This is a genomic window from Pseudomonas lalucatii, assembly GCF_018398425.1.
Classification (GTDB): domain Bacteria; phylum Pseudomonadota; class Gammaproteobacteria; order Pseudomonadales; family Pseudomonadaceae; genus Aquipseudomonas; species Aquipseudomonas lalucatii.
Window position 1 is genome coordinate 166,339 of sequence record NZ_JADPMV010000002.1, and the last position, 25,222, is coordinate 191,560.

A 25,222-nucleotide genomic window follows, 5' to 3' on the forward strand; every position below is an offset into this window, starting at 1 on the left:
GATTCAATCTTTTGACGCCGAGCGCGCCTCTGGACAGGGGGTTTGCAAGAAGCCGTCCAACTTTGCAGAAGGGTCACCTCGCGCGCCGCGGCGGCGCCACGGCAGGCGGCTACTCGTCGCGGCGCAGGTCCGGCGGGATCGGCAGGTCCGGCAGCGGTCCCGGGCGCTTGCCCTTGCCGGCCTGGTACTGACGCAGCTGGTAGACGTAGGCCAGCACCTGGGCCACCGCCAGGTACAGCCCCGCGGGTATTTCCTGGTCCAGCTCGGTGGAATAGAACACCGCCCGCGCCAGCGCCGGCGACTCCAGCAGCATGACCCGATGCTCCTGGGCGATCTCGCGGATCTTCAGGGCGGTGAAGTCGCCGCCCTTGGCCAGCAGCACCGGGGCGCTGCCCTTGGCCGGGTCGTACTTCAGGGCCACGGCGAAGTGGGTCGGGTTGGTGATCACCACGTCGGCCTGGGGCACCGCCTGCATCATGCGCCGCTCGGCCATCTCGCGCTGCAGCTGGCGGATGCGCGACTTGACCTCGGGCTTGCCCTCGCTGTCCTTGTACTCGTCGCGCACCTCCTGCTTGGTCATCATCAGCTTCTGCTTGTTGTCCCAGAGCTGGAAGGGCACATCCACCGCGGCGATCAGGATGATCCCGCAGGCCATCCACAAGGCGCTCCAGCCCACCACCTGGGCCGCATGCAGGATCGCCGTCTCCAGCGGCTCGTGGGCCATCGCCAGCAGGTCGTCGCGATCGGCGGAGAGCACCGCCAGGGCCACCAGCAGGATCACCATGAATTTCGCCAGGGCCTTGAGCAGTTCGACCAGCGCCTTGGCCGAAAACATGCGCTTGAGCCCGGCCAGGGGGTTCATCCGGCTCAGCTTGGGCGCCATCGCCTTGGCCGAGAACAGCCAGCCGCCGAGGGCGATGGGACCGACGATCGAGGCGATCAGCAGGGCCAGGAACAGCGGCAGCAGCGCCTCCATGGCCAGTTCGGCGGAGGCCAGCAGCCAGATGACCATGTTGCGCTCGTCGAACAGCACCTCGCGCGGCAGCGAGAAGTTACCGCGCATCACCTCCAGCAGGGCGTTCGCCAGGCCGCCGCCGCTGGCCAGCAGGCCACCCGCCCCGGCCAGCATCACCGCCAGGGTGTTGAGCTCGCGGGAACGGGCGATCTGGCCTTTCTCACGGGACTCGCGCAGGCGTTTCTCCGTGGGTTCCTCGCTTTTTTCGGCGCCGCTCTCGGACTCGGCCATGGTCTACCTCGCCCGCGCCAGTTCGCGCAGCAACTGCAGGGCCTCGCCGACGAACACCTGGTACTGGGCGAGGATGTCGGCCATGCCGATCCAGACGATCGCCAGGCCGAGCACCAGGGTCAACGGAAAACCGATGGAGAAGATGTTCAGCTGCGGCGCCGCACGGGTCATCACGCCGAACGCCAGGTTGACCACCAGCAGCGCGGTGATCGCCGGCAACACCAGCATCAGCGCCGCGCCGAGCACCCAGCCGAGCTTGGTCGCCAGGCTCCAGTAATGGTCGGTCAACAGCCCCTCGCCCACCGGCAGGGTGACGAAGCTCTCGGCCAGCACCTCGAACACCACCAGATGGCCGTTCATGGCGAGGAACAGCAGGGTCACCAGCATCAGGAAGAACTGGCCGACCACCGGCACCGACACCCCGTTGGTCGGGTCGACCATGGAGGCGAAGCCCAGGCCCATCTGCATCGAGACGATCTGCCCGGCGACCAGGAAGGCGTGGAAGAACAGCTGCAGGCTGAAGCCGAGCATCACCCCGATCAGCACCTCCTGGGCGATCAACAGCAGGCTGCGCAGGCTCAGCGCATCGACCGCCGGCATGGCCGGCAGGGTCGGCGCCAGCAGCAGGCAGATGGCCAGGGCCAGGTACAGGCGCACCCGCATCGGCACCAGCTGGGTGCCGATGATCGGCATGCTCATCAGCAGCGCGGCGATGCGGAACAGCGGCAGCAGGAAGGTACTGACCCAGCCGCCGATCTGTGCGGCGCTCAGCTCGACCATCTCAGCCGATCAGCATGGGAATGTTCATGATCAGCATCTGCGTGTACTCCATCAGCTCGCGGGCCAGCCAGGGCCCGGCGAAGATCAGGGTGAGCAGGATCACCAGCAGGCGCGGCAGGAAGCTCAGGGTCTGTTCGTTGATCTGCGTGGCGGCCTGGAACATCGCCACCATCAGGCCCACCAGCAGGCTGGGCACGACGATGACCGCCACTATCATGGCGGTCAGCCACAGCGCCTCACGAAACAGGTCGACGGCGATCTCGGGGGTCATGCTCAGGTCGCTCCGAAGCTGGCCGCGAGGGTGCCCATGATCAGCGCCCAGCCATCGATCAGGACGAACAGCATGATCTTGAACGGCAGCGAGATGATCAGCGGCGAGAGCATCATCATGCCCATGGCCATGAGGATGCTGGACACCACCAGGTCGATCACCAGGAAAGGGATGAAGATCATGAAGCCGATCTGGAACGCGGTCTTCAGCTCCGAGGTGACGAACGCCGGGATCAGGATGGTCAGCGGCGTCTGCTCCGCACTGGCGATGTCGGTGCGCTTGGACAGGCGGATGAACAGCTCCAGATCGCTCTCGCGGGTCTGCGCCAGCATGAAGTCCCTGATCGGCACTTCGGCCTTGGCCAGCGCCTCCTGCGCCGGCAGCTGCTCGTTGAGGTAGGGCTGCAGGGCGTCCTGGTTAATCCGCTCGAACACCGGGGCCATGATGAACAGCGTGAGGAACAGCGCCAGGCCGACCAGGATCTGGTTCGACGGGGTCTGCTGCAGGCCCAGGGCCTGGCGCAGGATGGAGAACACGATGATGATGCGGGTGAAGCTGGTCATCAGCATGACGAAGGCCGGGATGAAGCTCAGCGCCGTCATGATCAGCAGGATCTGCAGGCTGACCGAGTACTCCTGCTGGCCCTGGGGGTCGGTGCTCAGGGTGATCGCCGGGATCGACAGCGGATTCTCGGCGCCCAGGGCCAGGGGCGCGGCCAGCGCCAGCAGCAGGGCCAGGAGCGGGCGCATGGCGCTCATCGAGACTTGTCCTTCTGGTCCTTGCCCAGCAGCTCCATCAGGCGCTGGGCGAACTCCGTCGAGGCCGGCTGGCCGTCCGGCAGATGCACCGGCTCGGCCATGACATGCAGCGGGGTGATGCGCCCGGGGGTCAGGCCGAGGAGGATCTGCTCCTGGCCGACCTGCACCAGCACCAGGCGATCGCGCGGGCCGAGGGCCTGGCTGGCGAGGACCCTGATCACCTGGCCGCCGCGCGGGCCGACCTGCTGGAGCCGGCGCATCAGCCAGGCGAGCAGGAAGATCAGGCCGATCACCAGCAACAGGCCGAGCAGCAGCTGCACCAGTTGCCCGGCCATGCCGCCGTCGGCCAAGGGGCTCGCGGCCTGCGCCGCCGGCTCGGCGGCCAGGGCCGTCAGCGGCAGTGCGCCAAAAACGCCAATAACCCTGCACATGCCTAGCGCAGCTTCTTGATGCGTTCGCTCGGGCTGATCACGTCCGTCAGGCGGATGCCGAACTTCTCGTTGACCACCACCACTTCGCCATGGGCGATCAGGGTGCCGTTGACCAGCACGTCCAGCGGTTCGCCGGCCAGGCGGTCCAGCTCGATCACCGAGCCCTGGTTGAGCTGCAGCAGGTTGCGAATGGTGATGTCGGTGTTGCCGACCTCCATGGAGATCGACACCGGAATGTCCAGGATCACATCCAGGTTCGGCCCATCCAGATTGACCGGCTGATTACCCTTGGGGCCGCTGCCGAATTCCTCCATGGGCGCGCGCGGCGCCGCCGGCGCGCTGCTGGCGCCGCCGGCGGCGAGCATCGCATCGATATCGTCCTGGCCGGCGGCGTCGCCGGACTCGGACAGCGCGGCCGCCCACTCATCGGCCAGCGCCTGCTCCTCCGGGGAGGTCGTTTCGTTTTCGTCTGCCATAGTCTGTCCTCGGCTGGCATGTAACAGGTTTGACGGGGTCTAGCGCTGCCGTTCGATCGGCTCCAGCACCTGCAAGGCCAGGTTGCCCTTGTGCGCGCCGAGCTTGACCTTGAAGGCCGGCACCCCATTGGCACGCATGATCACGTTGTCGGGAATGTCCACCGGAATCACGTCGCCCGGCTGCATGTGCAGGATGTCGCGCAGCTTCAACTGGCGCCGCGCCACGGTGGCGCCCAGGGGCACGCTGACGTCGAGGATGTCCTCGCGCAGGGACTTGATCCAGCGCTCGTCCTGGTCGTCGACATCGGACTGGAAGCCGGCGTCGAGCATCTCGCGGATCGGCTCGATCATCGAATAGGGCATGGTCACGTGCAGGTCGCCGCCGCCGCCATCCAGCTCGATATGGAAGGTCGACACCACTATGACTTCGCTGGGGCTGACGATATTGGCCAGCGCCGGGTTCACCTCCGAGTTGACGTACTCGAAGTTGATGTCCATCACCGCGTGCCAGGCCTCCTTCAGGTCGACGAAGGCCTGATCCAGCACCATGCGCACCACCCGCAATTCGGTGGGGGTGAACTCGCGGCCCTCGATCTTGGCGTGACGGCCGTCGCCGCCGAAGAAGTTGTCCACCAGCTTGAACACCAGCTTGGCGTCGAGGATGAACAGCCCGGTGCCGCGCAGCGGCTTCATCTTCACCAGGTTGAGACTGGTCGGCACGTACAGCGAATGCACGTACTCGCCGAACTTCATCACCTGTACGCCGCCGACCGCCACGTCCGCCGAACGGCGCAGCAGGTTGAACATGCTGATGCGGGTGTAGCGGGCGAAACGCTCGTTGATCATCTCCAGGGTCGGCATGCGCCCGCGGACGATGCGGTCCTGGCTGGTCAGGTCATACTGCTTGACGCTGCCCGGCTCGGCGGCGTCCTCGGTCTCGACCAGGCCGTCGTCGACGCCATGCAGCAGCGCATCGATCTCGTCCTGGGAGAGCAGGTCTTGCACGGCCATGTCCGACTCCCGGCTACTGCAACACGAGGTTGGTGAACAACACTTGCTCGACGGCCAGCTTGCCCGTCTCCTTCTGCGCCAGCTCCTGCACGCTGCTGGTAGCCTGCTGACGCAGCATCTCCATGCCCACCGGGGTGGTCAGGGCTTCGAAATCCTGACTGGAGAACAGCATCACCAGACGGTTGCGCAACACCGGCATGTGCACCTTGAGCGCCTCCAGCGCCGCGCTGTCGCGCGCCATCAGGGCGACGCTGACCTGCATGTAGCGTGGCCGCCCCTTGTAGTCGAAATTGACCACGAAAGCCGGCGCCAGCTCTTCATAGATCGCCGGCAGTTTGTCCGGCACGCCGGCCTCGGCCGGCGCCTGCGCGTCGACCTCGGTGCCGGCGGCATCCTTGCTGAGCAGGAACCAGGTCCCGCCCACCGACAGGCCCACCGCCAGCAGCAGCGCCACGGCGATCAGGATGATGAGTTTCAGCTTGCCCGCCGGCTTCGCCTCGGCCCCGGCCGAGTCTTGCGGCGCGTCTTTCTTAGCCATGCCAATAATCCGTCACTGAGCGGTGTTCTAGCCGCTGTTGAGAGGTTGGGAGCAAGTGTTATGCCAGCTCGTCGACAGGCCGTCCTGTCGCGTCGGCCGCGGCTGGCGCAGACGACCGCAGCCCGGCAGGCCACTCGCGGAGTGAAGCCGGGCAGCGGATATATCAGCCCCCTGCGGCGTTGTCACGTCCAAACACTATCGCCCGGCCCCCTTGCGGGCGTCGGGCGGGGGGCAGTGTAGATCAGCGCGGCGACAGACTACAGGGCCGAGCCGGCCCTTATCGAGCCGTCAGGACACCAGCGCCATGCAGGACGCCATCGATTAAGCGTAATAGTCGACCAGGCCACGAACGCCGTCCGAAGCCCTGACAGGCTGCTCGACCACGCTGGCGGCGAACTCCTCGTCGGCACCGCCGGGGGCCGCCTCACGACCGCCGCCAGCGCCCCTGCCGTCGCCCTCCTGCCCCTGCCAGCCGCGGCTCAACGACTGATCGGAGACATTGACGTCGAGCAGGTTCATGCCCTGCTGGGAGAACAATTCACGCAGGCGGTGCATCTGCCCTTCCAGGGCCTCGCGCACGCCGGCATTGGGGCTGGCGAAGGTGACCTGGGTCTGCTCCTGACTCATGTTGATGCGCACCTCCAGGCGGCCCAGTTCGGCGGGATCGAGCTGAATCTCGGCGGACTTGAGGTTCTGGCTGGACAACCACATGACCCGATCGACCACCGCCTCGCTCCACCCCCCCTGCTGCAGCGCCACCGGCTGGCCCGGCACCAGGGCGGCCCGCGGCGCCTGCGCGGCCTGCTGGCCGATGGCCTGGCTCAGCGCGCTGAGCTTGCCGACGAAGTTTTCCGGACGGTTGTCGGCGGAGCCTTCCTTGAGGCTTTCCAGGGCCTCGGCGCTCAATTCGAGCAGGGGCGTCTCGGCCAGCGTCGTGCCCTCCTCCAGCGAGCGCTGGGCGCCCATGGCGGCCATCGCACTGGCGAAGCCCTGCCCGCTGTTAAGCGACGTCAGTGCGGTGGCGCCCGCAACACCCTGCCCAGCCGCTGCAGCCTGGGCTTTGGCACCCAGGTCCAGGGCCATCTGCACCGCCGGCACCTGGTTCAACGCCTCCAGCTCGGGGTCGAGACTCGCCTCGGTCAGGCTCGCCGGTCCCGAGCCACGCAGAACGGCGGTGGGTAGCGCAATCGACTCGCCGCCCTCCAGGTCCGGAGCGGCAGTTTCCACCGACGTCGACTGTGGCCCGCTCAGGCCCATCAGCAGCAACGGATCGAGGGCGGCATCCTGCGGCGCTGGATCGCTCGGCAAAGGTTTGCCGCTTTCGGCAAGTGGCGGCTGTTCGGCGTTGCCGGCGGCTTGCGCATCCTGCGTCTCACCCGCTTCGGACTCGCTCGCGCGAGCGGGCTTACCGGTGGCATCGCTGCGCCCGGGGGCATTGGCCTGGCGCTCCTTGGCATATACCTGGGAGAAGCTGGAGGGCTCATTCTTGCTGGATTCGGCCGGCTTCACCGGGGCTTTCGCCGCGGAGGCTTTCGGTCTCGCTTCGGCGGCCGGCTTGAGAAGTACATCGGAGGCAACGGACACGGGCACTCTCCGTCTGGATGGGTCGTGACGGGGTAACTGCAAAGGCTGGGCCAACTCTATGGGCCGGGCTCGCCACGTCGCCCGGTGACGCTAGAAGCGGAAACGCTGGCGCTCGGCCCGGAACAGGATGCGAACGATGGCGAACTCACGCTCGATCTGTTCGATCAGCTCGGCCGCATCCTGCAACTGCTCGCGCCGTGCCGCCTCCTCCAGCCGCCAGCACAGCTCGGCGAGCAGCGGCGCGCCCATGTTGCTGCAACTGCCCTTGAAACTGTGCGCAGCCAAACGCAGGGCTTGCGCATCGGCCGCCCGCTCGGCCGCGTGCAGCAGGCGCAGGCGTTCTTCGGAATCGGTCAGGAACGTATCCAGCAGCACCGGATACTCCGCCGCCATGACATCCTGCAGCACCCCCTGTACCGCGCTGTCGAGATGGGTATCGGACATCCCGGTCACTCCCTGAACAAAACGAACGCGATTATGCCTCAAGCCGCCAGGCGAACTCCACGCACACGCCGCGGCCGTCGTCCGGCCAGGTGCAGCGCTCGCTCAACTGGCGGACCAGGGCCAGGCCGCGCCCGCAGAGGCTGTCCAGGGCCATCTGCCGGTCCAGGACGGCCTGCCCGTCGAAGCCGGGACCGCTGTCCTCGACCCTCACGACCAGCCGCCCGCCGGCCGCCTCGGGAAACAGGTTCAGGTGAAAGCGCACGTAACCGCCGGCGAGATCGGCCAGGCGCGCGCTGCGCTGCCGATAATATTCGGCGAAGCCCTCGGCATCGCGCTTCAAGGCCGAGTCCAAGCCCAGCACGCCATGCTCCAGGGCGTTCGAGTAGAGCTCGGCGAGCACGCTGTAGAGCGCCCCGCCCTGGGGACGCAGGCCCTGGACCTCCAGCAGCAACTGCAGGAGGAAGGGCAACGGATTGAAGCGCCGCAGGGTTTCGCCGCGGAACTCGAAGCTCGCCGACCAGTCCAGCGGGTTGTTCTGCCCGCTGCCGGAGAACGCCAGGGGCGGACGGCTCTGGGCGCTGGCCTCGACCAGGCTGACCTCGACCAGACTGACGTCGTCCTCCTGCTCACCGCGAAAGCGCGCCAGCGCCTGCTGAATATTCGCGAAGATATGCTGCGGCTCAGGGCTCTCTTCGAACACGCCGCGCAGGCGCTCCTCGCCGAACAGCTGGCCATCGGCGCCGCGCGCCTCCAGCACGCCATCGGAGAGCAGGAAGATCCGGTCGCCCAGCTCCAGGGGATAGACCTCGAAGGCATCGTCGAACGCTGGCGTGTCGAGTATCCCCAGCGGCAAGTGCCGGGACATCAGCGGAATGCGCTCGCCACCGACGCCACGCTGCAGATAGCCGTCCGGCAAGCCGCCACTCCACACCTCGACCTCGCGGCGCTGCGCGCTCAGGCTGAGCATGGTGGCGCAGCAGAACATGCCCACCGGCAGGATGCGTTTGAGCTTGGCGTTCATCTCTCGCAGGATTTCGGCCAGGGAGTAGCCCTTGGCGGTCATGCCATAGAACACCTCGGCCACCGGCATGGCGCCGATCGCCGCCGGCAGGCCGTGGCCGGTGAAGTCGCCGAGCAACACATGCATGCCACCGGAGGGCTTGTAGGCCGCCAGCAGCAGGTCGCCGTTGAACAGTGCGAAGGGCGACTGCAGATAGCGGATATTCGGTGCATCGAGGCAGCCGGAATGGGCCACCTTGTCGAACACCGCCTTGGCCACGCGCTGCTCGTTGAGCAGGTAGTCGTTGTGCTTGGCGATCAGGTCGCGCTGCTGTAACACCGTATCCTGCAGGCGGCGCAGGCGATCCATCGCCTTGATCTTGGCTTCGAGGATCACCCGGTTGTAGGGCTTGGCGAGGAAGTCGTCGCCGCCGGCGTCCAGGCAGCGCACCAGGGCTTCGCCCTCGGTCAGGGACGTCAGGAAGATGATCGGCACCAGCGCCTCGCCGGCCAGCTGCTTGATCCGCCGCGCCGCCTCGAAGCCGTCCATCACCGGCATCAGCGCATCCATCAACACCAGCTGCGGATGCTCGCGCTGGAACAACTCGACCGCCTCCAGGCCGTTGCTCGCGGTCAAGGCACGGTGGCCCTGGCGGCTGACGATGGCCGACAGCAACAGGCGATCGGCCGCGCTGTCCTCGGCGATCAGGATGGTCAGATATTCAGCCATGGCCACTGATTCGCGCGTCAGGCGATCTGGAACAGCTGGCCGAAGTTGGAAATGGCGAGGATCTTGCGCACATCCGGATTGCAGTTGAGCAAGCGGATCTTGGCATGCTCGCCGCCGGCATGGTCGCGCAGCAACAGCAGCATGCCCAGCGCCGAGCTGTCGAGGTAGGTCGTGCCCTTGAGGTCGATGACGTAGCGCTCCGGATTGAGGTTGGTGCGCTCGTAGGCATCCCGAAACTCTTGGTGCGCACCGAAATCGAAACGTCCTTGAATCACAATGGTCAACTCTTGCCCATCAGGCGAGGGCAGCGAGGTGATAGCCATGAAATACTCCTTTATCCAGCGATACAGTCGATAACGCGTCCCGTCGAATATCCGCGTAGCGCCAACCTCTCCACACACTCCGCATGATCAAGATGTAGCACCCAGAACCGCCAGCGGCAACTGCCAATCAGCCCGACGGGCGTCCGGACAGGCGCTGCGCCAGCTCATCGAGCAGCTTCTGCTCGCGCCTGTCTTCGATCTGGCGGGCCTCCTCGCGGTAGCGCTGCACCAGTTTACGCAGGCCTTCGAGGCGGGCGTAGCGCTGCTGCCAGGTATCGCGCAGCTTGTCCAGATTGGCGCGGTGCCAGGCCACACTCTGGCTCTGCTGGCCGATGGCGCTCTCCAGTTGCGCCAGAAAGCGCTGATAGTTCATCAGCCACTGCCCGGAAACCCCTCGCTGACCTTCACTGATCCATTGCTGCTGGTAGTCGCCCCGGTAGCGCTCCAGTTCGCCCAGCTTGACCTCCGCCTGACGCAGCTGGCCCTGGGCGCGCCCCAGCAGCACGGCCGCCTCGCGCTCGGCGCGTTCGGCCATGGCGATCACCGGCGCCAGGCGCGCGGCACGACCGTTCGCCACTTAGCCTCCGGGCGCGGCGGGGTTGAAGGTCGCCGCCAGCTGGGCGCTGCTGCGCTCGAGATTCTCGCTCTCACCCAGGCTCTGGCGCAGGTAGCCGACCATCGCCGGCTGACGGGCGATGGCCAGGTCGGTGTCGGCGTCGCCCCCCGGCACATAGGCGCCGACGCTGATCAGGTCGCGGCTCTGCTGGTAGCGCGACCACAGCTGCTTGAAACGCTGCGCCTGGCGCAGGTGCTCGGGTGCCACCACCTGGGGCATCACCCGGCTGATCGAGGCCTCGATGTCGATGGCCGGGTAATGCCCCTCCTCGGCCAGACGGCGCGACAGCACGATATGGCCGTCGAGCACGCCGCGCGCGGCGTCGGCGATCGGGTCCTGCTGGTCGTCACCCTCGGACAGCACCGTGTAGAAGGCGGTGATCGAACCGCCGCCGGCCTCGGCATTGCCGGCGCGCTCGACCAGCTTGGGCAGCTTGGCGAACACCGACGGCGGATAGCCCTTGGTCGCCGGGGGCTCGCCGATGGCCAGGGCGATCTCGCGCTGAGCCTGGGCGTAGCGGGTCAGCGAGTCCATCAGCAACAGGACGTTCTTGCCCTTGTCGCGAAAGTACTCGGCGATGCGCGTGCAGTACTGCGCCGCCCGCAGGCGCATCAGGGGGGCATCGTCGGCCGGCGAGGCGACCACCACCGAACGCTTGATCCCCTCTTCGCCGAGGATCTCGTCGATGAATTCCTTGACCTCGCGGCCACGCTCGCCGATCAGCCCGACCACTATGATCTCGGCCTCGGTGAAGCGCGTCATCATGCCGAGCAGCACGCTCTTGCCCACGCCGGTGCCGGCGAACAGGCCCAGGCGCTGGCCGCGGCCGACGGTGAGCAGGCCATTGATGCTGCGGATACCGACATCCAGCGGCTGGCCGATGGGATGGCGCTTGAGCGGGTTGATGGTCGGCCCGTCCATGGGCACCCAGTCCTCGGCCTTCATTCCGCCCTTGCCGTCCAGGGCACGACCGGTGCCGTCGAGCACCCGCCCGAGCATCGAGCGGCCCATCGGCAGGCGTCCGGTGTCCGGCAGCGGCACCACCCGGGCGCCCGGCGCGATGCCGGCCAGGCCACCGACCGGCATCAGGTAGATCTTGCCGTTGGAAAAGCCCATCACCTCGGCCTCGACCTGCACCGGGTGGTAGCTGTCATCGTTGATCACCAGGCAACGGCTGCCCAGCGCCGCCCGCAGGCCCTCGGCCTCCAGGGTCAGGCCGACCATGCGCAGCAGGCGTCCTTCGACGACCGGCTGGACCGGCAGCTGCACCGCCTCGCGGTAGCCGGCCAGGCGCTTGGCGAAGCTGGTGCGCTCAAGGCGCATCGGTCGGCTCCGGCACGGCGTCCAGGTCGATCTGCAGGTCGGCCGCCAGCGGGTTGGTGACCTGCTCGCGCTGCTGCTCGAACAGCTGCTTGAGCGCCTGTTCCAGACGCGTCTCGATGCTCGCATCGATGCGGCTGTGCTCGCACTCGACCCGGCAGCCGCCGGGCAGCATGGCGTCGTCCTCGAGGATCCGCCAGTCCTCCTCGTGACGCTCGCGCAGGGCCTTGATCGCCTCGAAATCCTGCGGATTGAGGTGGATGCGCACATTGCCCGCGCCCATCGGCAACAGCTTCAAGGCCTCGCGCAGGACCTGGCGAATCTGGCTGGAGTCGCAGGTCAGCTCGCGCTGGATCACCTGGCGGGCCATGTGGCTGAGCAGATTGACCAGCGCCACTTCCAGTTGCTGGTCCTGTTCGGCGATCGGCTCGAACAACTGCTGCATCAACTGTTCGAGGCTGGCCAGGCGGGCGGCCAGGGCGGCATCGGCCTCCTGCTTGGCCTTCAGCTGGCCGGCATGGAAACCGTCCTTCTCCCCGGTGGCGAAACCCTCGTTGTAGGCTTCCTGGCGGATCGCCTCCAGCTCATCGAGCGTCAAGGGCTTGACGTCTTCCAGGGCGACGTCCTCGACCTCGCCCTGGCTGGCCGCGGCCGCCTCATCGGCGTCGGCCTGCTCCTCGACGAGCTGCGCGCTCGCCTCCTCGCCGCCATCGAAGCTGGGCAACGCCCAGCGGTCGAAGACGCCGAGGTCCTTGGCGCGAATCAGCTCGCTGGCCGCTTCCTTGGACGCCATGGTTTAGACCATCTCCTCGCCGCCCTTGCCGCCCAGCACTATCTCGCCGGCCTCGGCCATGCGCCGGGCGATGGTGAGGATCTCCTTCTGCGCCGCCTCGACGTCGCTGACCCGCACCGGCCCCTTGGCCTCCAGGTCGTCGCGCAACAGTTCCGCGGCGCGCTTGGACATGTTCTTGAAGACCTTTTCCTTGATCGCCTCGTCGGCGCCCTTGAGCGCCAGCACCAGCACGTCGGAGGACACCTCCCGCAGCAGCGCCTGGATGCCGCGGTCGTCGACGTCGGCGAGGTTGTCGAAGACGAACATCAGGTCCTCGATCTGCGACGACAGGTCTTCGTCGACCTCGCGGATCGAGTCCATCAGCTGACCTTCGACCGAGCTGTCGAGGAAGTTCATGATGTCGGCCGCGCGCTTGATCCCGCCCAGGCTGGCGCGGGTGGTATTGGCGCTGCCGGAGAACTGCTTCTCGAGGATCAGGTTGAGTTCCTTGAGCGCCGCCGGCTGCACGGTATTGAGCGAGGACACGCGCAGGACGATGTCCAGGCGCACCTTGTGATCGAAGTGGCTGAGCACCTCGCCGGCCTGGTCCGGGTCGAGGTAGGCCACCACGATGGCCTGGATCTGCGGGTGCTCGTAGCGGATCACGTCGGCCACCGCCCGCGGCTCCATCCACTTCAGGCTGTCCAGGCCGCTGGTGCTGCCGCCCAGGAGGATGCGGTCGATCAGGTTGCCGGCCTTGTCCTCGCCGAGGGCCTGGGTCAGCATCTTGCGGATATAGCCGTCGGCGCCCACGCCCAGGCTGGTCTGGTCGCCGACTATGTCGACGAACTCGCCCATCACCTGCTCGACCTGGTCGCGGTGCACATTGCGCATGCCGGCCATGGCCACGCCGACCTTCTGCACTTCCTTGGGCCCGAGGTGCCGCAGCACCTGGGCGGCGTCGGTCTCGCCCAGCGAGAGCAGGAGGATCGCGGCCTTGTCGACCTTGTTCAGCTTGGCGGCGGTACGATTTTCACTCATCGGCGTTGATCCATTCCTTCACGACCTGGGCGACACGGCCGGGGTCTTCGGCAACCAGGCTCTTGATCGCGTTCAGCTGCGCATCATACCCCTCGGTCGGGCTGGGCAGGAGGATGCTTTGCGGGCCGCCGAGACTGACCCGATCGGCGGACAGCTCGCCATCCAGGCCGCCCATCTCGCCGAGCTCCACATCGCCGTTGCCGTTGCGCCCCGAGCCGCTCCCAGCGCCGGACTTGCCGGCACTGGTGATGTTGTTGAGCACGGGGCGCAGCACGCCGAACACCAGGACCAGGATGAACAGCACGCCGAGCACCTGCTTGACGATGTCCCAGAACCACGGCTGGGTGTAGAAGGCCGCCTCGACGATCTCCTCGCCCTGCTCGGCGGTGAACGGCGTGTTGATCACGCTGACGCTGTCGCCGCGGCTGGCGTCGAAGCCGACCGAGTCCTGCACCAGGCGGGTGAAGCGCGCCAGGTCCTCGCTGCTCCAGGGCACCCGGCTGGCCTCGCCGGTGGCCGGGTCGAGCTTGAGCTGGTCGTCCACCACCACCGCCACCGACAGGCGCCGCAGGCGGCCCTGCTGCTGCTTGGTATAGCTGATCGAGCGGTCCAGCTCGAAGTTGCGCGTGGCCTGCTCACGCTTGTCCGCCGGAAATGGTGCCAGCATCGGCTGGCCGGTCACCGGGTCCATGACCTGCTGGCCATTGGCGTCCAGCAGCGGTTGACCGGGGGCGATCGCCCCCGGCGCGGCGGCTGCGGTGGCCTTTTCCGGGGCATTGGCGGCCCCGGGGGGCTGATTGCTCAGGGCGCCGGGCACCCCTTGCGGGCCCAGGGCGCTGCTGCGCTGCTCGTTGACCTGCTGCTCGCTGCGCAGGGCCGGCTGATCCGGGTTGAACATCTCCGAGGTGGACTCCACCGCACTGAAGTCGACGTCCGCCGAGACCTCGGCCTTGTAGCGGCCGCTGCCCAGCACCGGCTGCAGGATGTTGTGCACGCGCTGGGTGAACAGGCTCTCCAGGCGCCGGCTGTAGTCGAACTGCTTGCCGGCCATGGTCAGCTCGGACAGCTCGCGCTGGTCGGAGAGCAGGTTGCCCTTCTGGTCGACCACGGTGACCTGGCCCTTGTCCAGTTCCGGCACGCTGGTGGCCACCAGATTGACGATGGCCATCACCTGGCTCGGCTCCAGGGCACGGCCCGGATACAGCTCGACCAACACCGAGGCGCTGGGTTTGCGTTCGTCGCGCACGAACACCGAGCTTTTCGGGATCGCCAGGTGCACGCGGGCGCCCTTGACGTTGTTGAGACTGGATACGGTGCGCGCCAGCTCGCCCTCCAGGCCGCGGCGGTAGCGGGTGGCCTCCATGAACTGGCTGGTGCCCAGGCCCTGCTCCTGGTCGAGAATCTCGAAGCCGACGCTCTTGTCGCTGGGTGCCACGCCGGCCGCGGCCAGGCGCATGCGTGCCCGCGCCAGGTCCTCGGCCTTGACCAGCAAGGCGCCGGAGTTGGGCTCGACGGTATAGGCGATGTCGGCGGCGGCCAGGGTGTCCACCACCTGGGAAGCGTCCATGCCGTTGAGGCTGCCGTACAGCGGACGGTAGTCGGGTTGCTGCGACCAGAGCACCACGGCGAAGCCGATCGCCACGCTGGCCGCCAGGCCGACCAACAGGCCGATCTGCCGCAGCATGCTCATGTCCGACAGATTCTCCAGGAAGGTCAGGCCGAACAGCGGCTTCTTCGGGTCATCGCCAGCGGTGGTAGCGGGTACGCTTGGGGCAAGGGCATCGGCCATGATCGCAACCTATCCTTAAACCGGCATCTGCATGATGTCTTGGTACGCCTGGACCAGTTTGTTGCGCACCTGGGTCATGGCCTGGAAGGACACGCTGGCCTTCTGCGAGGCGATCATCACATCGGTCAGGTCGACACCGCTCTGGCCCATCTCGAAGGCGGTGGCCAGCTGGTTGGAGGCCTGCTGGGTTTCGTTGACCTTGTTCACCGCCTGGCCGAGCATCTCCGAGAAACTCGGTGCGCCCGGCTCGGGGGCGCTGGCAACCGGCTTCTGCCGCGCCATGGCCTCGGCTTGCATGGAACGCATTTCCAACATCAGGCGATTGAATTCGACACCCTGGCTCATAACCTTCCTCCACTGGCCGCGGAATTTTGACGCTGCGCGGCGCTATGCGGAGGTATGTGCAACAAGGGTGCCAATGCTGCGGGGCCTGCGTCCGAGCGACTCACAACGAAGGTGCGGGAGGGCAGAGGCCAGGGCGGCAGTCCCACGCGGCAATCGGCCGGGATCGCGCCGCAAGGGCCGCGGCATCACCCGGCATCGGGGCAACACAGTCGCGCCTGGCCGGCTGCGCGCCGCGCCACCACCGCCAGCAACTCATCGCCCCGCGTACCGCGCCGCCAACCCACAGTACGAGGCTAGCTAGCTGGCGTAGAGGTAGGCCTCCACATCCAGCCCGGCATCGCGCATCTGCGCCAGCTTGTAGCGCAGGGTGCGCGGGCTGATGCCCAGACGCTCGGCGGCTTCCTTGCGCCGCCCGCGCTCGGAGCGCAGGGTGTCGATGATCACCTGGAACTCGCGGCGACGCAGGTCCTCGCCCAGGTCTCCGGCCTCCACTGCCGGCACCTCGGCCACCGGCGCCGCACCGCTCGGAGCAGCCGCCGGCACCGCCGCCAACTGCGGCTGGGCCGCTGGGGCGAAGCCGATCGGCGCGGTCAGGCAGAGATCCTGCGGCTGAATCAGGCCGCCCTGCTGGAGGATCAGCGCACGCTGGATGGCATTGTCCAGCTCGCGCACGTTGCCCGGCCAGGCATGCTTCATCAGGCAGGCCTGGGCCTGGGGCGACAGGCGAATCGGCGAGTGATTCATTTTCTTGACGTGCTTGGCCAGCAGCCGCTCGGCCAGCGGCACGATGTCAGCCGGGCGCTCGCGCAGCGGCCGCCAGGCCAGGGGGAAGACCGACAGCCGATAGTAGAGGTCCTCGCGGAAGCGCCCCGCCGCCACCTCGCCGGCCAGATCGCGGTTGCTGGTGGCCAGCACGCGAATGTCCAGGCTGATCGGCTTGCGCGCCCCGACCCGCTCCACCTCGCGCTCCTGCAGCACCCGCAGCAGCTTGGCCTGCAGCGCCAGCGGCATCTCGGAGATCTCGTCGAGGAGAATGGTGCCCTTGTCGGCCAGCTCGAACTTGCCCGGTGCACTGGCGACGGCGCCGGTGAAGGCGCCCCTCTCATGGCCGAACAGGGTGGCCTCGAGCATGTTGTCGGGAATCGCCGCGCAGTTGATGGCGATGAAGGGCTGCGCCGAGCGCGGCGACTGCTGGTGGATATAGCGCGCCAGCACCTCCTTGCCGGTGCCGGACTCGCCGCTGATCAGCACCGTGGAATCGCTCTGCGCCACCCGCGCAGCCAGCTCCAGCAACTGCAGGCTGGCAGGCTCCAGGGCCACCGGGCCATCCTGCTCGCTCGCACCGAGGCGACCGAGGGCATGCCGTTCGACCAGCGCCAGCAGGGCCTTGGGCTCGAAGGGCTTGACCAGGTAATCCGCCGCGCCCTGGCGCATCGCCGCCACGGCACGCTCGACCGCGCCATAGGCGGTCATCAACAGCACCGGCAGCTGCGGCTGGCGCTGGCGAATCAGGGCGAGCAGCTGGTGGCCATCCATGCCCGGCATGTTCACGTCGCTGATCACCAGGCCGAAGGCCTCCTGCTCCAGGGCCAGCAACGCCGCCTCCGCACAGTCCACCGCGCAATAGTCGTGACCGGCCAGCGCCAGGGTGTCGGCCAGGGCTTCGCGCAGGGCACGGTCGTCTTCGACCAGCAGAACTTTGGCAGCCATGGTAATCACTCCTGAATCAAGGGTTGCGCCGCGCTGAGCAGCGGCAGAATCAATAGCGCGCAGGTGCCCCGACCGGGGCGCGACTGCAGGCGCAGCTCGCCCTGATGGGCGCGCGCCACCGCCTTGACCACCGCCAGGCCCAGCCCGGTGCCGGTGGTCTTGGTGGTGAAGAAGGGCTCGCCCAGGCGCGCCAGGGTGGCCGGCTCTATCCCCGGCCCGTCGTCGCTGACGCACAGGCGCAGCGTGTCGCCGCGGCGGTACAGATGGACCTTCAGCCGCGCCTCGCGGCCGGCCGCCTGGATAGCGTTCTGCAGCAGATTGAGGACGGTGCCGACCAGGGTATCGCGATTGCACAGCAGCTCGCCGGCGCGAGCATCGCACTGCCAGCGCACGCGCATGCCCGGCACATGGGGCTCGCCTGCCGCGCGCAGGGCATCGAACAGCGCCCCGGGCGCGAGACGATCCGGCAGCGGCAACTCGCCACGGGCGAAGATCAGCATGTCGCGCACCTGGTGCTCGAGTTCGTGCAGACGCTCCTTGAGGCGACCGGCGAAGCGCTGCTGCTGCTCGGCCGGCAACTCCTGCTCGGCCAGGTGACTGGCGTAGAGCAAGGCGGCGGACAACGGCGTGCGAATCTGGTGGGCCAGGGACGCCACCATCCGCCCCAGCGCCGACAGGCGTTCGTGGCGCGACAGCTGATCCTGCAGGCGACGGGTTTCCGTCAGGTCGGTGAGCAGCACCAACTGCCCGGGCTCGGCGTGCAGCGAGCGGGTGGCGATCGACAGGCGCCGACCATCCTTCAACGAGATTTCATGGCCATCGTCCTCCCGCGGGGCGAAGTTGCGGGCGATCACCTGGCGCCAGAGCATGCCGACCAGGGGCTGGCCAAGCAGGCTGCGCGCCACCGGATTGGCTTCGCGCACCACGCCCTGGCCATCGATGACGATCACCCCGCCGGGCAACAGGTCCAGCAGGCTCTGCAGGCGGTGGGCGAGCCGCTCCTTTTCCGCCAGTTCCTGCATGCGCTGGGCGCTGACCAGCGCCAGCTGCCCCTTGAGCTCGGTCACCCGGGCCTCCAGCATGCTGTAGGACTCGCTGAGCTGGTTAGACATCTGGTTGAACAGGGCGAAGGCCTGTTCCAGGCTGGCGCGACCGGCTTGCTCTACGGGCGCAACCGGGGCCGATTCGGCATCAGGGGAAAGCTGGGCATTGGGATTCATCGTTCTCTCTCGTGCCACGCGCCGTCATAAGACAGTCAGTGACAGAAGAGATAGCAATACCCGTGCCTAAAAAATTTCCTTTTATTTTCAGCATCTTAAAAAATAGAGCCGAAGGCTGCGTCAATCCTTCGGCTCCATCTGGCCCGGCGCCGCCGGGCGGCTGGCGAGTGGCGCAGGGCCTCAGTCCTCGAGCTGCCCCTCTTCTTCGCGGCGGCCCATGCCGTACTTGCGCATCTTCTCCACCAGGGTGGTGCGACGAATGCGCAGTCGTTCGGCGGCGCGGGCCACCACCCCACCGGCATCGTCCAGCGCCTGCTGGATCAGGCCCTGCTCGAGGCTGCCCAGGTAGTCCTTGAGGTCCAGCCCCTCGGGCGGCAACATCGCCGGCTTGTCGACGCCCGGCAGGCCCGCGACTATGGCCGCGCGCTCCTCCAACTCGTCGCGCAGGCTGACGGCCAGCTGCTCGTCCTCGTCGTCGACGTGGCGGAACTTCTTCGGCAGCTCGCCCACGCCGATCACTCCGTAGGGGTGCATGATCGCCATGCGCTCGACCAGGTTCGCCAGCTCGCGCACATTGCCCGCCCAGTCATGCCGACACAACGACATGATCGCCGCCGAGTTGAAGCGAATGGAGCCGCGCTTCTCGTGCTCCATGCGCGAGATCAGCTCGTTCAACAGCAGCGGGATGTCCTCGATGCGCTCGCGCAGCGGCGGCATCTCGATGGGGAACACGTTCAAGCGGTAGTACAGGTCCTCGCGGAAGCTGCCCGCCTCGATCATGGTTTCCAGGTTCTTGTGGGTCGCGGCGATGATGCGCACGTCGGCGCTCTGGGTCTTGTTGCTGCCGACGCGCTCGAAGGTGCGCTCCTGCAGCACGCGCAGCAGCTTGACCTGCATCGGCAGCGGCATGTCGCCGATCTCGTCGAGGAACAGCGTGCCGCCATTGGCCAGCTCGAAGCGCCCGGCGCGGCTGGTGATGGCACCGGTGAAAGCCCCCTTCTCGTGGCCGAACAGCTCGCTTTCCAGCAGCTCGGCCGGGATCGCCCCGCAGTTGACCGGCACGAAGGGTGCCTCCCGCCGCTTGGAGTGGTAGTGCAGGTTGCGCGCCACCACCTCCTTGCCCGTGCCGGACTCGCCGAGGATCAATACGCTGGCCTCGGTGTCGGCCACCTGCTGCATCATCTGCCGCACATGCTGGATGGTGCGACTGGTGCCGACCAGGCTGCGGAACAGGTTGGTCTCGCGCTGGCGGCCGCGCTCGCGGGCCTGGTCGTACATCTCGCGGTAGACCTGGGCGCGATGCAGGGAGTCGAGCAGCTTGTTGTAGCTCGGCGGCATCTCCAGGGTCGCCAGGACGCGGCGGCGCAAGGCCTCCGGCCACTCCGCACCGACCTGCTCATCGATCAGCAGCACGGGCAGGAACTCGTCCCAGGCCGCCAGCTCCTTGAGCAGCTCCAGCATCCCGCCTTTGCCCTGCACACCGCCGACCAGCACGCTGAGCACGCCGCGACTGGACTCGAGATGCGCCACCGCATCGCGCCAGCCCGCACTGCCGCAGGCGATGTGCTCCTCCCCCAGAAAGCTCAGGATGACCGTCAGGTCGCGACGCCGCTCGGAGTTATCGTCGATCAACAGAATCTTGGTTTCACGCCACATGCTTTTTAGGTCTTTTCCGGGGAGTGAACGAGGCGCGGACCGCCACACAGAAGAGGCGCCGGCAATTGGCCGCTAGTAAAGTCAATTTCACCGACACAGTCAATTTTATGGCGTGATTTTTTTGCTTTGCCGGACTCAGGGTCTAAGCGACTGTTAAAACAGAACGGCGTCTGCCCGGCCCAGCTCAGGCAAAACGGCCTGTCCGGGAGGCCAGGGACAGGCGAAAGACGACCTGTAGCAAACCCTGCTCAGCCGAACAGCTGGTAGACCTTCGCCCCCTGCTGGGACTGGTTCAGCTGGATCAGCTCGCCGGCCAAGCGCTGTTGCTCGGCCTGGCAGACGCCGACCAGCTCGCGATAGAGCTCGAGCAACTCCTGCATGCGCGCGCGCAGCGCGCCTTCATCTTGCTCGGCCTCGACCATCGCCTCGTCCACGGCTTGGCGGCACTGCAGGTCCAGCTCGCCAATCGCCGCCCAGTCGCGAGTAGCCAGGGCCGTACGCAGGGCGCAACCGGTGTCTTCCAGGCGCTGGACAGTTGAACTCATGATCGCGCTCCTCGAAACGTCAAACTGCATCACAGACCGATGGCATCCCAAGCGGTCTTCACCTCACGCAACAGCCCGGCAACCTCCTCGAGAGGCGCGGGATCGTTCTTCGCATTGGCCTGCAGCAGACGGCTAACCATGTATTGGTACAGGTTATCCAGATTGGCGGCCAGCTCACCCCCCTGCTGCAGATCCAGGCCCTCGCGCAGGCCGCCGATGATACCGATCGCCTTGCCGATCAGCTCCCCCTTCAGCGCCGTCTGCTCGCGCTCCATGGCACCACGCGCCTGGGCGATGCGCGTCAGGCCACCCTCCATCAGCATCTGGATCAAGCGATGGGGGCTGGCATCCACAGCCTGGGCCTGAGTGTTGACGTTCTGATACTGCCGCATCGCAACCATAGCGTTCATGCCGTTGTGCTCCCGGTGTTCTCTCGCATTACCCCGGTTATCGGCAACGCCGCCTCGAGCTTGAGGCCTGGAACACAACTATCCACACGAATGGAGCAAACAGCCGCCCATAACAAGAAAGACCTGCACGCACCGACTCCGGCACCCGTGCAGGTCTCTCTCAGCCCGACTGGAGTCCGCCCTCAGGCCGGCTCCGGCTCCACTTCCGGACCTATCGCCACCCAGGCGTCGCGAATCTGCACGATCAGCTGCTCGACCTCGAGAAGGCTGCGCGGCGTCTGATCCAGCGCCACGCCGGCGAGACGGCGGGTCATGTAGTCATAGAGCGCATCGAGATTTTCCGCCAGTTCGCCGCCCAGCTCTTTATCCAGGCTGGCCTGGAGCACACCGATGATCGACAGGGTACTGCCAACGGCTTCTCCGCGCACACCCGGAGCACCTTGCTGCTGGGCATGCAAAGCCAGCGATACGCGCTCCAGGGCGCCCTCCAGCAACAGGCGCACGGTCTGATAAGGCGTGATCGCCTGGCTGGTCTTGACCTGCTTGTAGGTGTTGATCGGGTCGCTCACGAATTAGCCGTCCTGTTTAACCACGCCCGGCAGGCTGCCAAGCGCTTGGGTCAATCGGGCACTGGTGTCGTTCAAACGCCCCACCAGCGCATCCATTGCATTGAACTGAGCGAACAGGCGGGCCTGCATCTGGGCCACGCGCCGCGTCAGGTCCTCTTTCTGCTTGTCGATGCCCGTGATGGTCGTTTGCAGGCCCTTCATGCGCTGCTCCAGCACACCACCGGTCTGGATATAGCCGTCGATGCGCTTGTCCACCCTGCTCATCAAGCCGGTGTCGCCGGTGAAGAAAGTGCCGACCGCATCGAAGTTGTCGCTCAGGGCCTTGCCCAACTTGGTGTCGTCGATCTTCAGGGTGCCGTCTTTCTGGGTGGTGATGCCCAGGTCGGCCAGCACCCTGACACCCTCCTGCTCGGCCGGGTTGACCAGCTCGTTGCGCACGGCGCCCAGCAAGGTACGCACGGTCGCATCGCCGACCAGACCTCCAGTCACCGGCGCCTTACCCTCGCCCACCGGGGTGACGCTGGTCAGCTGGTTGGCGGTACTGATGAGCTTGTTGTACGCCTCGACGAACTTCTTGATGTTGGCGGTGACGCCTGTTTTGTCCTGGTCGACGGTCAGCGTCAGCGGCTTGTCCGCCTCGGTCTTGCCGGCCAGGGTGAGCGTCACCTCGGGAATGGCGCCGCTAACTGTGTTGCTCGGGCTCTTGAGTGCCAGGCCATCGATGGTGAACTCGGCATCGGCGGCCTGCTGCAGGTAGCCCGCACCATCGCCGGCCGACTGAATGCTGCCGTCGAGTGCCAGGCTGGTCAGGCCGGCATCGGCGGTCTCGATGGAGATATCCTTGCCGGTGCCGGTTTCCTTGGCATTGAGCACCAGGCGCGACTTGCCGTCGGCCGGGTTGTTGATGACGTTGGCGGTGATGCCTTTGTCCTTGAGCGCGGTATTGAGCTTGTCGCGGATCTGCACCAGGGTATCGCCGGCGGCGATATCGACCTCGACCCCGGCATCGGCCGCGCCCAGCTTGACCGTCAGTTTGCCGTCGGCGGATGCGGCGAAGTCGCTGGCCAGTGCCGCCGTGGCGACCTTGCTGCTGCTGGCCAGCCGCTCGACGGTCATCTGGTAGCTGCCCGCCAACGCCGTCTTGCTCGCCGATGCGGTCAGCGCACCGGTATTGGACGAGGTGGCGCTGCGTTTCTCGAACAGCGTCAGGCTGTTGAGGTCCTTCATCGCCGTCTGGAACTCGCTCAGCGCGCCCTTGAGCTGGCCCAAGGCGGAGAACTTGGTGGTGGAGGCTTTTTCCAGACGCGCCAGCTGCGCCTCCTTGGGGGCTTTTTCCGCACTGACCATGGCACTGACGATGCTGTTGATGTCGATGCCCGATCCGATACCCGTTATGCCTACCATCTGCTCCACCTCGTCATGGGGTTGACGCTTTCGCCTTCTGCTGCTGACTCAATCAAGAAACGTGCCGCTCAAGCCTCGGCCTTGAACAGCAGGCTGCGTACCTCGTCCAGACTCTCCGCCAGACGCAGGGCCTCCTCGGAAGGAATCTGCCGGATCACCTCGCCGGACACACCGTCGGTGACCTTGACCACCACGCGCCCCGTCGAGTCATCCAGATCGAAGTCCAGGTTGCGCTGAATGCTCTGGGCGAACTGCTTGATACTGGACACCGCCTCCTCCATCGGCCGGCGCTGCGCCTCGGCAGTCGGCTGCACAGTGGTCCCGCCTTGCCCGAGCGACGAAGGCGCCGGCTGTAGATCGGCTGCGCCGTCGCCCGCCGCCGTCGACGGCTCCGCACGCACGGCGCGCTCGGCGGCAAATACCGGGGCAATACCCTTTAGTCCATTGATATCCATGACCTCACCTCACATGGCAAGACGGGGAGTAGCGCCTGGCACTACCCCCCGTGGTTCTAGCCTAAACGCTACGCCGGATTAACGGAGCAGACTCAGTACCGCCTGCGGCAACTGGTTGGCCTGGGCCAGGATCGCCGTGCCGGCCTGCTGCAGGATCTGGTTCTTGCTCAGGTTAGCGGTTTCCACGGCGAAGTCGGTGTCCTGAATCCGACCGCGGGCAGCCGAGACGTTCTCCGAGATGTTCTGCAGGTTGGCGATGGTGTTCTCGAAGCGGTTCTGCGTGGCACCGAGAGCGGCACGGTTCTTGTCGATACCGGCGATGGCGGCGTCGATCACCGAGATGGCGTTCTGCGCACCGGATGCAGTACTGATATCCACATCGGCCACCTTGGCCAGGGTAGAGATATTGGTGCCGGCAGCGGCAACAGTGGCGGCGTTAGCGCCTGCACTGGTCACCTGGAAGGCCCCGCTGCTATCCAGACGGATATTACCGGAAACCCGGGCACTGTCGGTTGCCGCAGCGCCGCCCGTGATGGTTTGAGTCGAGGCCGAGGCAGTGCCATCGTACGTCAGGGCCGTCAGCGTGGCAGTCTTCGTAGCACCAGAGTTGTCGAAGCTGGTGAAGACGATGTCATCGCCGTTTTCGCTGATGAACTCGATCTTGGAGTTATTGGCGGTCAGTGTCGCGGTAACACCCGTCTTGGAGCTCTGGGCGTTGACTGCGGCAGCGAGGTCGCTCAGGTTGGTCGGATCTGCGACTACGGCGTTGATCGCAACCGCACCGCCCGTAGTGTCCCCGGTCAGGGTAAAGGACACGTTACCGGCCGAACCCAGGTTGGACAGTTCCACACCGGTACGGGCATCGGCACTGACGCCCGTGGTACCCGATGTCAGGTTAATGGCAGAGGCTGCCGCAGCGGCAGAGCCGGCGCCGATGTTAGCGGTAGTCGCAGTACCGGATGGGCCGGTGATGGTCAGCGTGGCAGCCGCGCCACCGATGCCAGCGGCAGGCGGAGTTCCCGCAGCAGCCGAAGGAGCCACCACACCAACACCGGTACCGCCCAGGTTCACCCGGTTGGCACCGATGTCGCGGGCGCTGGACGAGTTGATCTGCACGGCGATGGTTTCGTTGGCGTTGGCGCCGACCTGGAACTGCTTGGTGCCGAACTCGCCGCTCAGCAGCTTCTGGCCACCGAAGGTGGTGGTTTCGGCAATACGGTTCAGTTCTTCTTTGAGCTGACCCACTTCCTGGTTCAGAGCCTGACGCTCAGTGGTCGAGTTGCTGCCGTTGGCCGACTGCAGGGACAGGTCGCGCATACGCTGCAGGATGTTGGTGGACTGCTGCAGGGCACCTTCGGCCGTCTGCGCCAGGGAGATACCGTCGTTGGCGTTACGCACTGCCACGCCCAGGCCGTTGACCTGGCTGGTCAGACGGTTGGAGATCTGCAGGCCGGCGGCATCGTCCTTGGCGCTGTTGATGCGGCTGCCGGTGGACAGACGCTGCAGCGAGGTGCTCAGCGCGTTGGAAGAGGCATTCAGATTGCGCTGGGTGTTGAGCGACGCGACGTTGGTATTGACGGTAAGAGCCATGGTGGTGTCCTCCGAGGACTAGCGTGTTTGCCTGAGCGTGCGACCTTGGGTGGGCAGTGCCCAGGCACCCTTAAAGTTCGCATTCGTAATTTGTATCGGCGCTAGTGCCGGGAGCTTTAGGCTTTTTTGCGAGGATTTCGCAGAGTATTTTTTCTACAGTCTTGACAAGGACTTAGCCGAATAAGCCGC

General features: G+C 66.4%; 27 protein-coding genes. All 27 read right to left on the reverse strand.

The features are described 5' to 3' along the window. Nucleotides 1-109 precede the first annotated feature (109 nt). Nucleotides 110-1,246: a flagellar biosynthesis protein FlhB gene (gene flhB, locus I0D00_RS14040; RefSeq protein WP_213640465.1), complete on the reverse strand. Its 1,137-nt coding sequence runs from the start codon at nucleotides 1,244-1,246 to the stop codon at nucleotides 110-112. A 3-nt stretch (nucleotides 1,247-1,249) separates the two neighbouring features. Continuing rightward, nucleotides 1,250-2,026 (reverse strand): flagellar biosynthetic protein FliR, encoded by a 777-nt coding sequence (fliR, locus tag I0D00_RS14045; protein WP_213640466.1) that lies wholly within the window; start codon nucleotides 2,024-2,026, stop codon nucleotides 1,250-1,252. Nucleotide 2,027: 1 nt separating this feature from the next. Further along, nucleotides 2,028-2,297 carry a flagellar biosynthesis protein FliQ gene (gene fliQ / locus I0D00_RS14050; RefSeq protein ID WP_213640467.1) on the reverse strand — a complete coding sequence of 90 codons (270 nt, stop codon included), beginning with the start codon at nucleotides 2,295-2,297 and terminating at the stop codon, nucleotides 2,028-2,030. A gap of 2 nt (nucleotides 2,298-2,299) precedes the next feature. Then, nucleotides 2,300-3,055: a flagellar type III secretion system pore protein FliP gene (gene fliP, locus I0D00_RS14055; RefSeq protein ID WP_213640468.1), complete on the reverse strand. Its 756-nt coding sequence runs from the start codon at nucleotides 3,053-3,055 to the stop codon at nucleotides 2,300-2,302. Beyond that, entirely contained in the window at nucleotides 3,052-3,486 is a 435-nt protein-coding gene (gene fliO / locus I0D00_RS14060) for a flagellar biosynthetic protein FliO (protein WP_213640469.1), read from the reverse strand. The genes fliP and fliO overlap by 4 nt, the downstream gene beginning before the upstream one ends. 2 nt (nucleotides 3,487-3,488) lie before the next feature. Beyond that, nucleotides 3,489-3,962 carry a flagellar motor switch protein FliN gene (gene fliN, locus I0D00_RS14065; RefSeq protein ID WP_213640470.1) on the reverse strand — a complete coding sequence of 158 codons (474 nt, stop codon included), beginning with the start codon at nucleotides 3,960-3,962 and terminating at the stop codon, nucleotides 3,489-3,491. A 39-nt stretch (nucleotides 3,963-4,001) separates the two neighbouring features. Beyond that, a complete protein-coding gene (gene fliM / locus I0D00_RS14070) occupies nucleotides 4,002-4,973 on the reverse strand; it encodes a flagellar motor switch protein FliM (RefSeq protein WP_213640471.1) in 972 nt (323 codons plus the stop codon). Nucleotides 4,974-4,986: 13 nt separating this feature from the next. Then, nucleotides 4,987-5,511, reverse strand: a complete 525-nt coding sequence (gene fliL / locus I0D00_RS14075; protein ID WP_213640472.1) for a flagellar basal body-associated protein FliL — start codon at nucleotides 5,509-5,511, stop codon at nucleotides 4,987-4,989. 321 nt (nucleotides 5,512-5,832) lie between these two features. Beyond that, entirely contained in the window at nucleotides 5,833-7,095 is a 1,263-nt protein-coding gene (locus tag I0D00_RS21710; protein WP_213640473.1) for a flagellar hook-length control protein FliK, read from the reverse strand. A gap of 90 nt (nucleotides 7,096-7,185) precedes the next feature. Next, nucleotides 7,186-7,539 (reverse strand): Hpt domain-containing protein, encoded by a 354-nt coding sequence (locus tag I0D00_RS14085; protein ID WP_213640474.1) that lies wholly within the window; start codon nucleotides 7,537-7,539, stop codon nucleotides 7,186-7,188. A 31-nt stretch (nucleotides 7,540-7,570) separates the two neighbouring features. Further along, nucleotides 7,571-9,268, reverse strand: a complete 1,698-nt coding sequence (locus tag I0D00_RS14090) for an ATP-binding SpoIIE family protein phosphatase (protein WP_213640475.1) — start codon at nucleotides 9,266-9,268, stop codon at nucleotides 7,571-7,573. Between the two features lie 17 nt (nucleotides 9,269-9,285). After that, nucleotides 9,286-9,591: an STAS domain-containing protein gene (locus I0D00_RS14095; RefSeq protein ID WP_213640476.1), complete on the reverse strand. Its 306-nt coding sequence runs from the start codon at nucleotides 9,589-9,591 to the stop codon at nucleotides 9,286-9,288. Nucleotides 9,592-9,718: 127 nt separating this feature from the next. Beyond that, nucleotides 9,719-10,168: a flagellar export protein FliJ gene (gene fliJ, locus I0D00_RS14100; RefSeq protein ID WP_213640477.1), complete on the reverse strand. Its 450-nt coding sequence runs from the start codon at nucleotides 10,166-10,168 to the stop codon at nucleotides 9,719-9,721. Beyond that, the gene (gene fliI / locus I0D00_RS14105; RefSeq protein ID WP_213640478.1) at nucleotides 10,169-11,530 is read right to left on the reverse strand and encodes a flagellar protein export ATPase FliI; all 1,362 of its coding nucleotides are present in this window, start codon (nucleotides 11,528-11,530) and stop codon (nucleotides 10,169-10,171) included. Continuing rightward, complete coding sequence (fliH, locus tag I0D00_RS14110; protein WP_213640479.1) at nucleotides 11,520-12,320, reverse strand: flagellar assembly protein FliH; 801 nt, start codon at nucleotides 12,318-12,320, stop codon at nucleotides 11,520-11,522. The genes fliI and fliH overlap by 11 nt, the downstream gene beginning before the upstream one ends. Nucleotides 12,321-12,323: 3 nt before the next feature. Continuing rightward, entirely contained in the window at nucleotides 12,324-13,340 is a 1,017-nt protein-coding gene (fliG, locus tag I0D00_RS14115; protein WP_213640480.1) for a flagellar motor switch protein FliG, read from the reverse strand. Then, nucleotides 13,333-15,129: a flagellar basal-body MS-ring/collar protein FliF gene (fliF, locus tag I0D00_RS14120; protein WP_213640481.1), complete on the reverse strand. Its 1,797-nt coding sequence runs from the start codon at nucleotides 15,127-15,129 to the stop codon at nucleotides 13,333-13,335. The genes fliG and fliF overlap by 8 nt, the downstream gene beginning before the upstream one ends. A 15-nt stretch (nucleotides 15,130-15,144) precedes the next feature. Further along, entirely contained in the window at nucleotides 15,145-15,474 is a 330-nt protein-coding gene (gene fliE, locus I0D00_RS14125; protein WP_213640482.1) for a flagellar hook-basal body complex protein FliE, read from the reverse strand. Between the two features lie 297 nt (nucleotides 15,475-15,771). Next, nucleotides 15,772-17,184 carry a sigma-54-dependent transcriptional regulator gene (gene fleR / locus I0D00_RS14130; protein WP_213640483.1) on the reverse strand — a complete coding sequence of 471 codons (1,413 nt, stop codon included), beginning with the start codon at nucleotides 17,182-17,184 and terminating at the stop codon, nucleotides 15,772-15,774. A 5-nt stretch (nucleotides 17,185-17,189) separates the two neighbouring features. After that, nucleotides 17,190-18,404: a sensor histidine kinase gene (locus I0D00_RS14135; RefSeq protein ID WP_213640484.1), complete on the reverse strand. Its 1,215-nt coding sequence runs from the start codon at nucleotides 18,402-18,404 to the stop codon at nucleotides 17,190-17,192. Nucleotides 18,405-18,584: 180 nt separating this feature from the next. Next, a complete protein-coding gene (locus I0D00_RS14140; RefSeq protein WP_213640485.1) occupies nucleotides 18,585-20,060 on the reverse strand; it encodes a sigma-54-dependent transcriptional regulator in 1,476 nt (491 codons plus the stop codon). Between the two features lie 248 nt (nucleotides 20,061-20,308). Next, the gene (fliT, locus tag I0D00_RS14145; RefSeq protein WP_213640486.1) at nucleotides 20,309-20,605 is read right to left on the reverse strand and encodes a flagellar protein FliT; all 297 of its coding nucleotides are present in this window, start codon (nucleotides 20,603-20,605) and stop codon (nucleotides 20,309-20,311) included. 29 nt (nucleotides 20,606-20,634) lie between these two features. Continuing rightward, a complete protein-coding gene (fliS, locus tag I0D00_RS14150) occupies nucleotides 20,635-21,015 on the reverse strand; it encodes a flagellar export chaperone FliS (protein WP_213640487.1) in 381 nt (126 codons plus the stop codon). Between the two features lie 182 nt (nucleotides 21,016-21,197). Next, nucleotides 21,198-21,584, reverse strand: a complete 387-nt coding sequence (fliS, locus tag I0D00_RS14155) for a flagellar export chaperone FliS (protein WP_213640488.1) — start codon at nucleotides 21,582-21,584, stop codon at nucleotides 21,198-21,200. A 3-nt stretch (nucleotides 21,585-21,587) separates the two neighbouring features. Continuing rightward, on the reverse strand, nucleotides 21,588-22,988 hold the full coding sequence (fliD, locus tag I0D00_RS14160; RefSeq protein ID WP_213640489.1) for a flagellar filament capping protein FliD: 1,401 nt from the start codon (nucleotides 22,986-22,988) through the stop codon (nucleotides 21,588-21,590). A gap of 68 nt (nucleotides 22,989-23,056) precedes the next feature. Beyond that, entirely contained in the window at nucleotides 23,057-23,443 is a 387-nt protein-coding gene (locus I0D00_RS14165; RefSeq protein WP_213640490.1) for a flagellar protein FlaG, read from the reverse strand. 78 nt (nucleotides 23,444-23,521) lie between these two features. After that, nucleotides 23,522-25,033, reverse strand: a complete 1,512-nt coding sequence (locus I0D00_RS14170) for a flagellin (RefSeq protein WP_213640491.1) — start codon at nucleotides 25,031-25,033, stop codon at nucleotides 23,522-23,524. Between the last annotated feature and the right edge of the window lie 189 nt (nucleotides 25,034-25,222).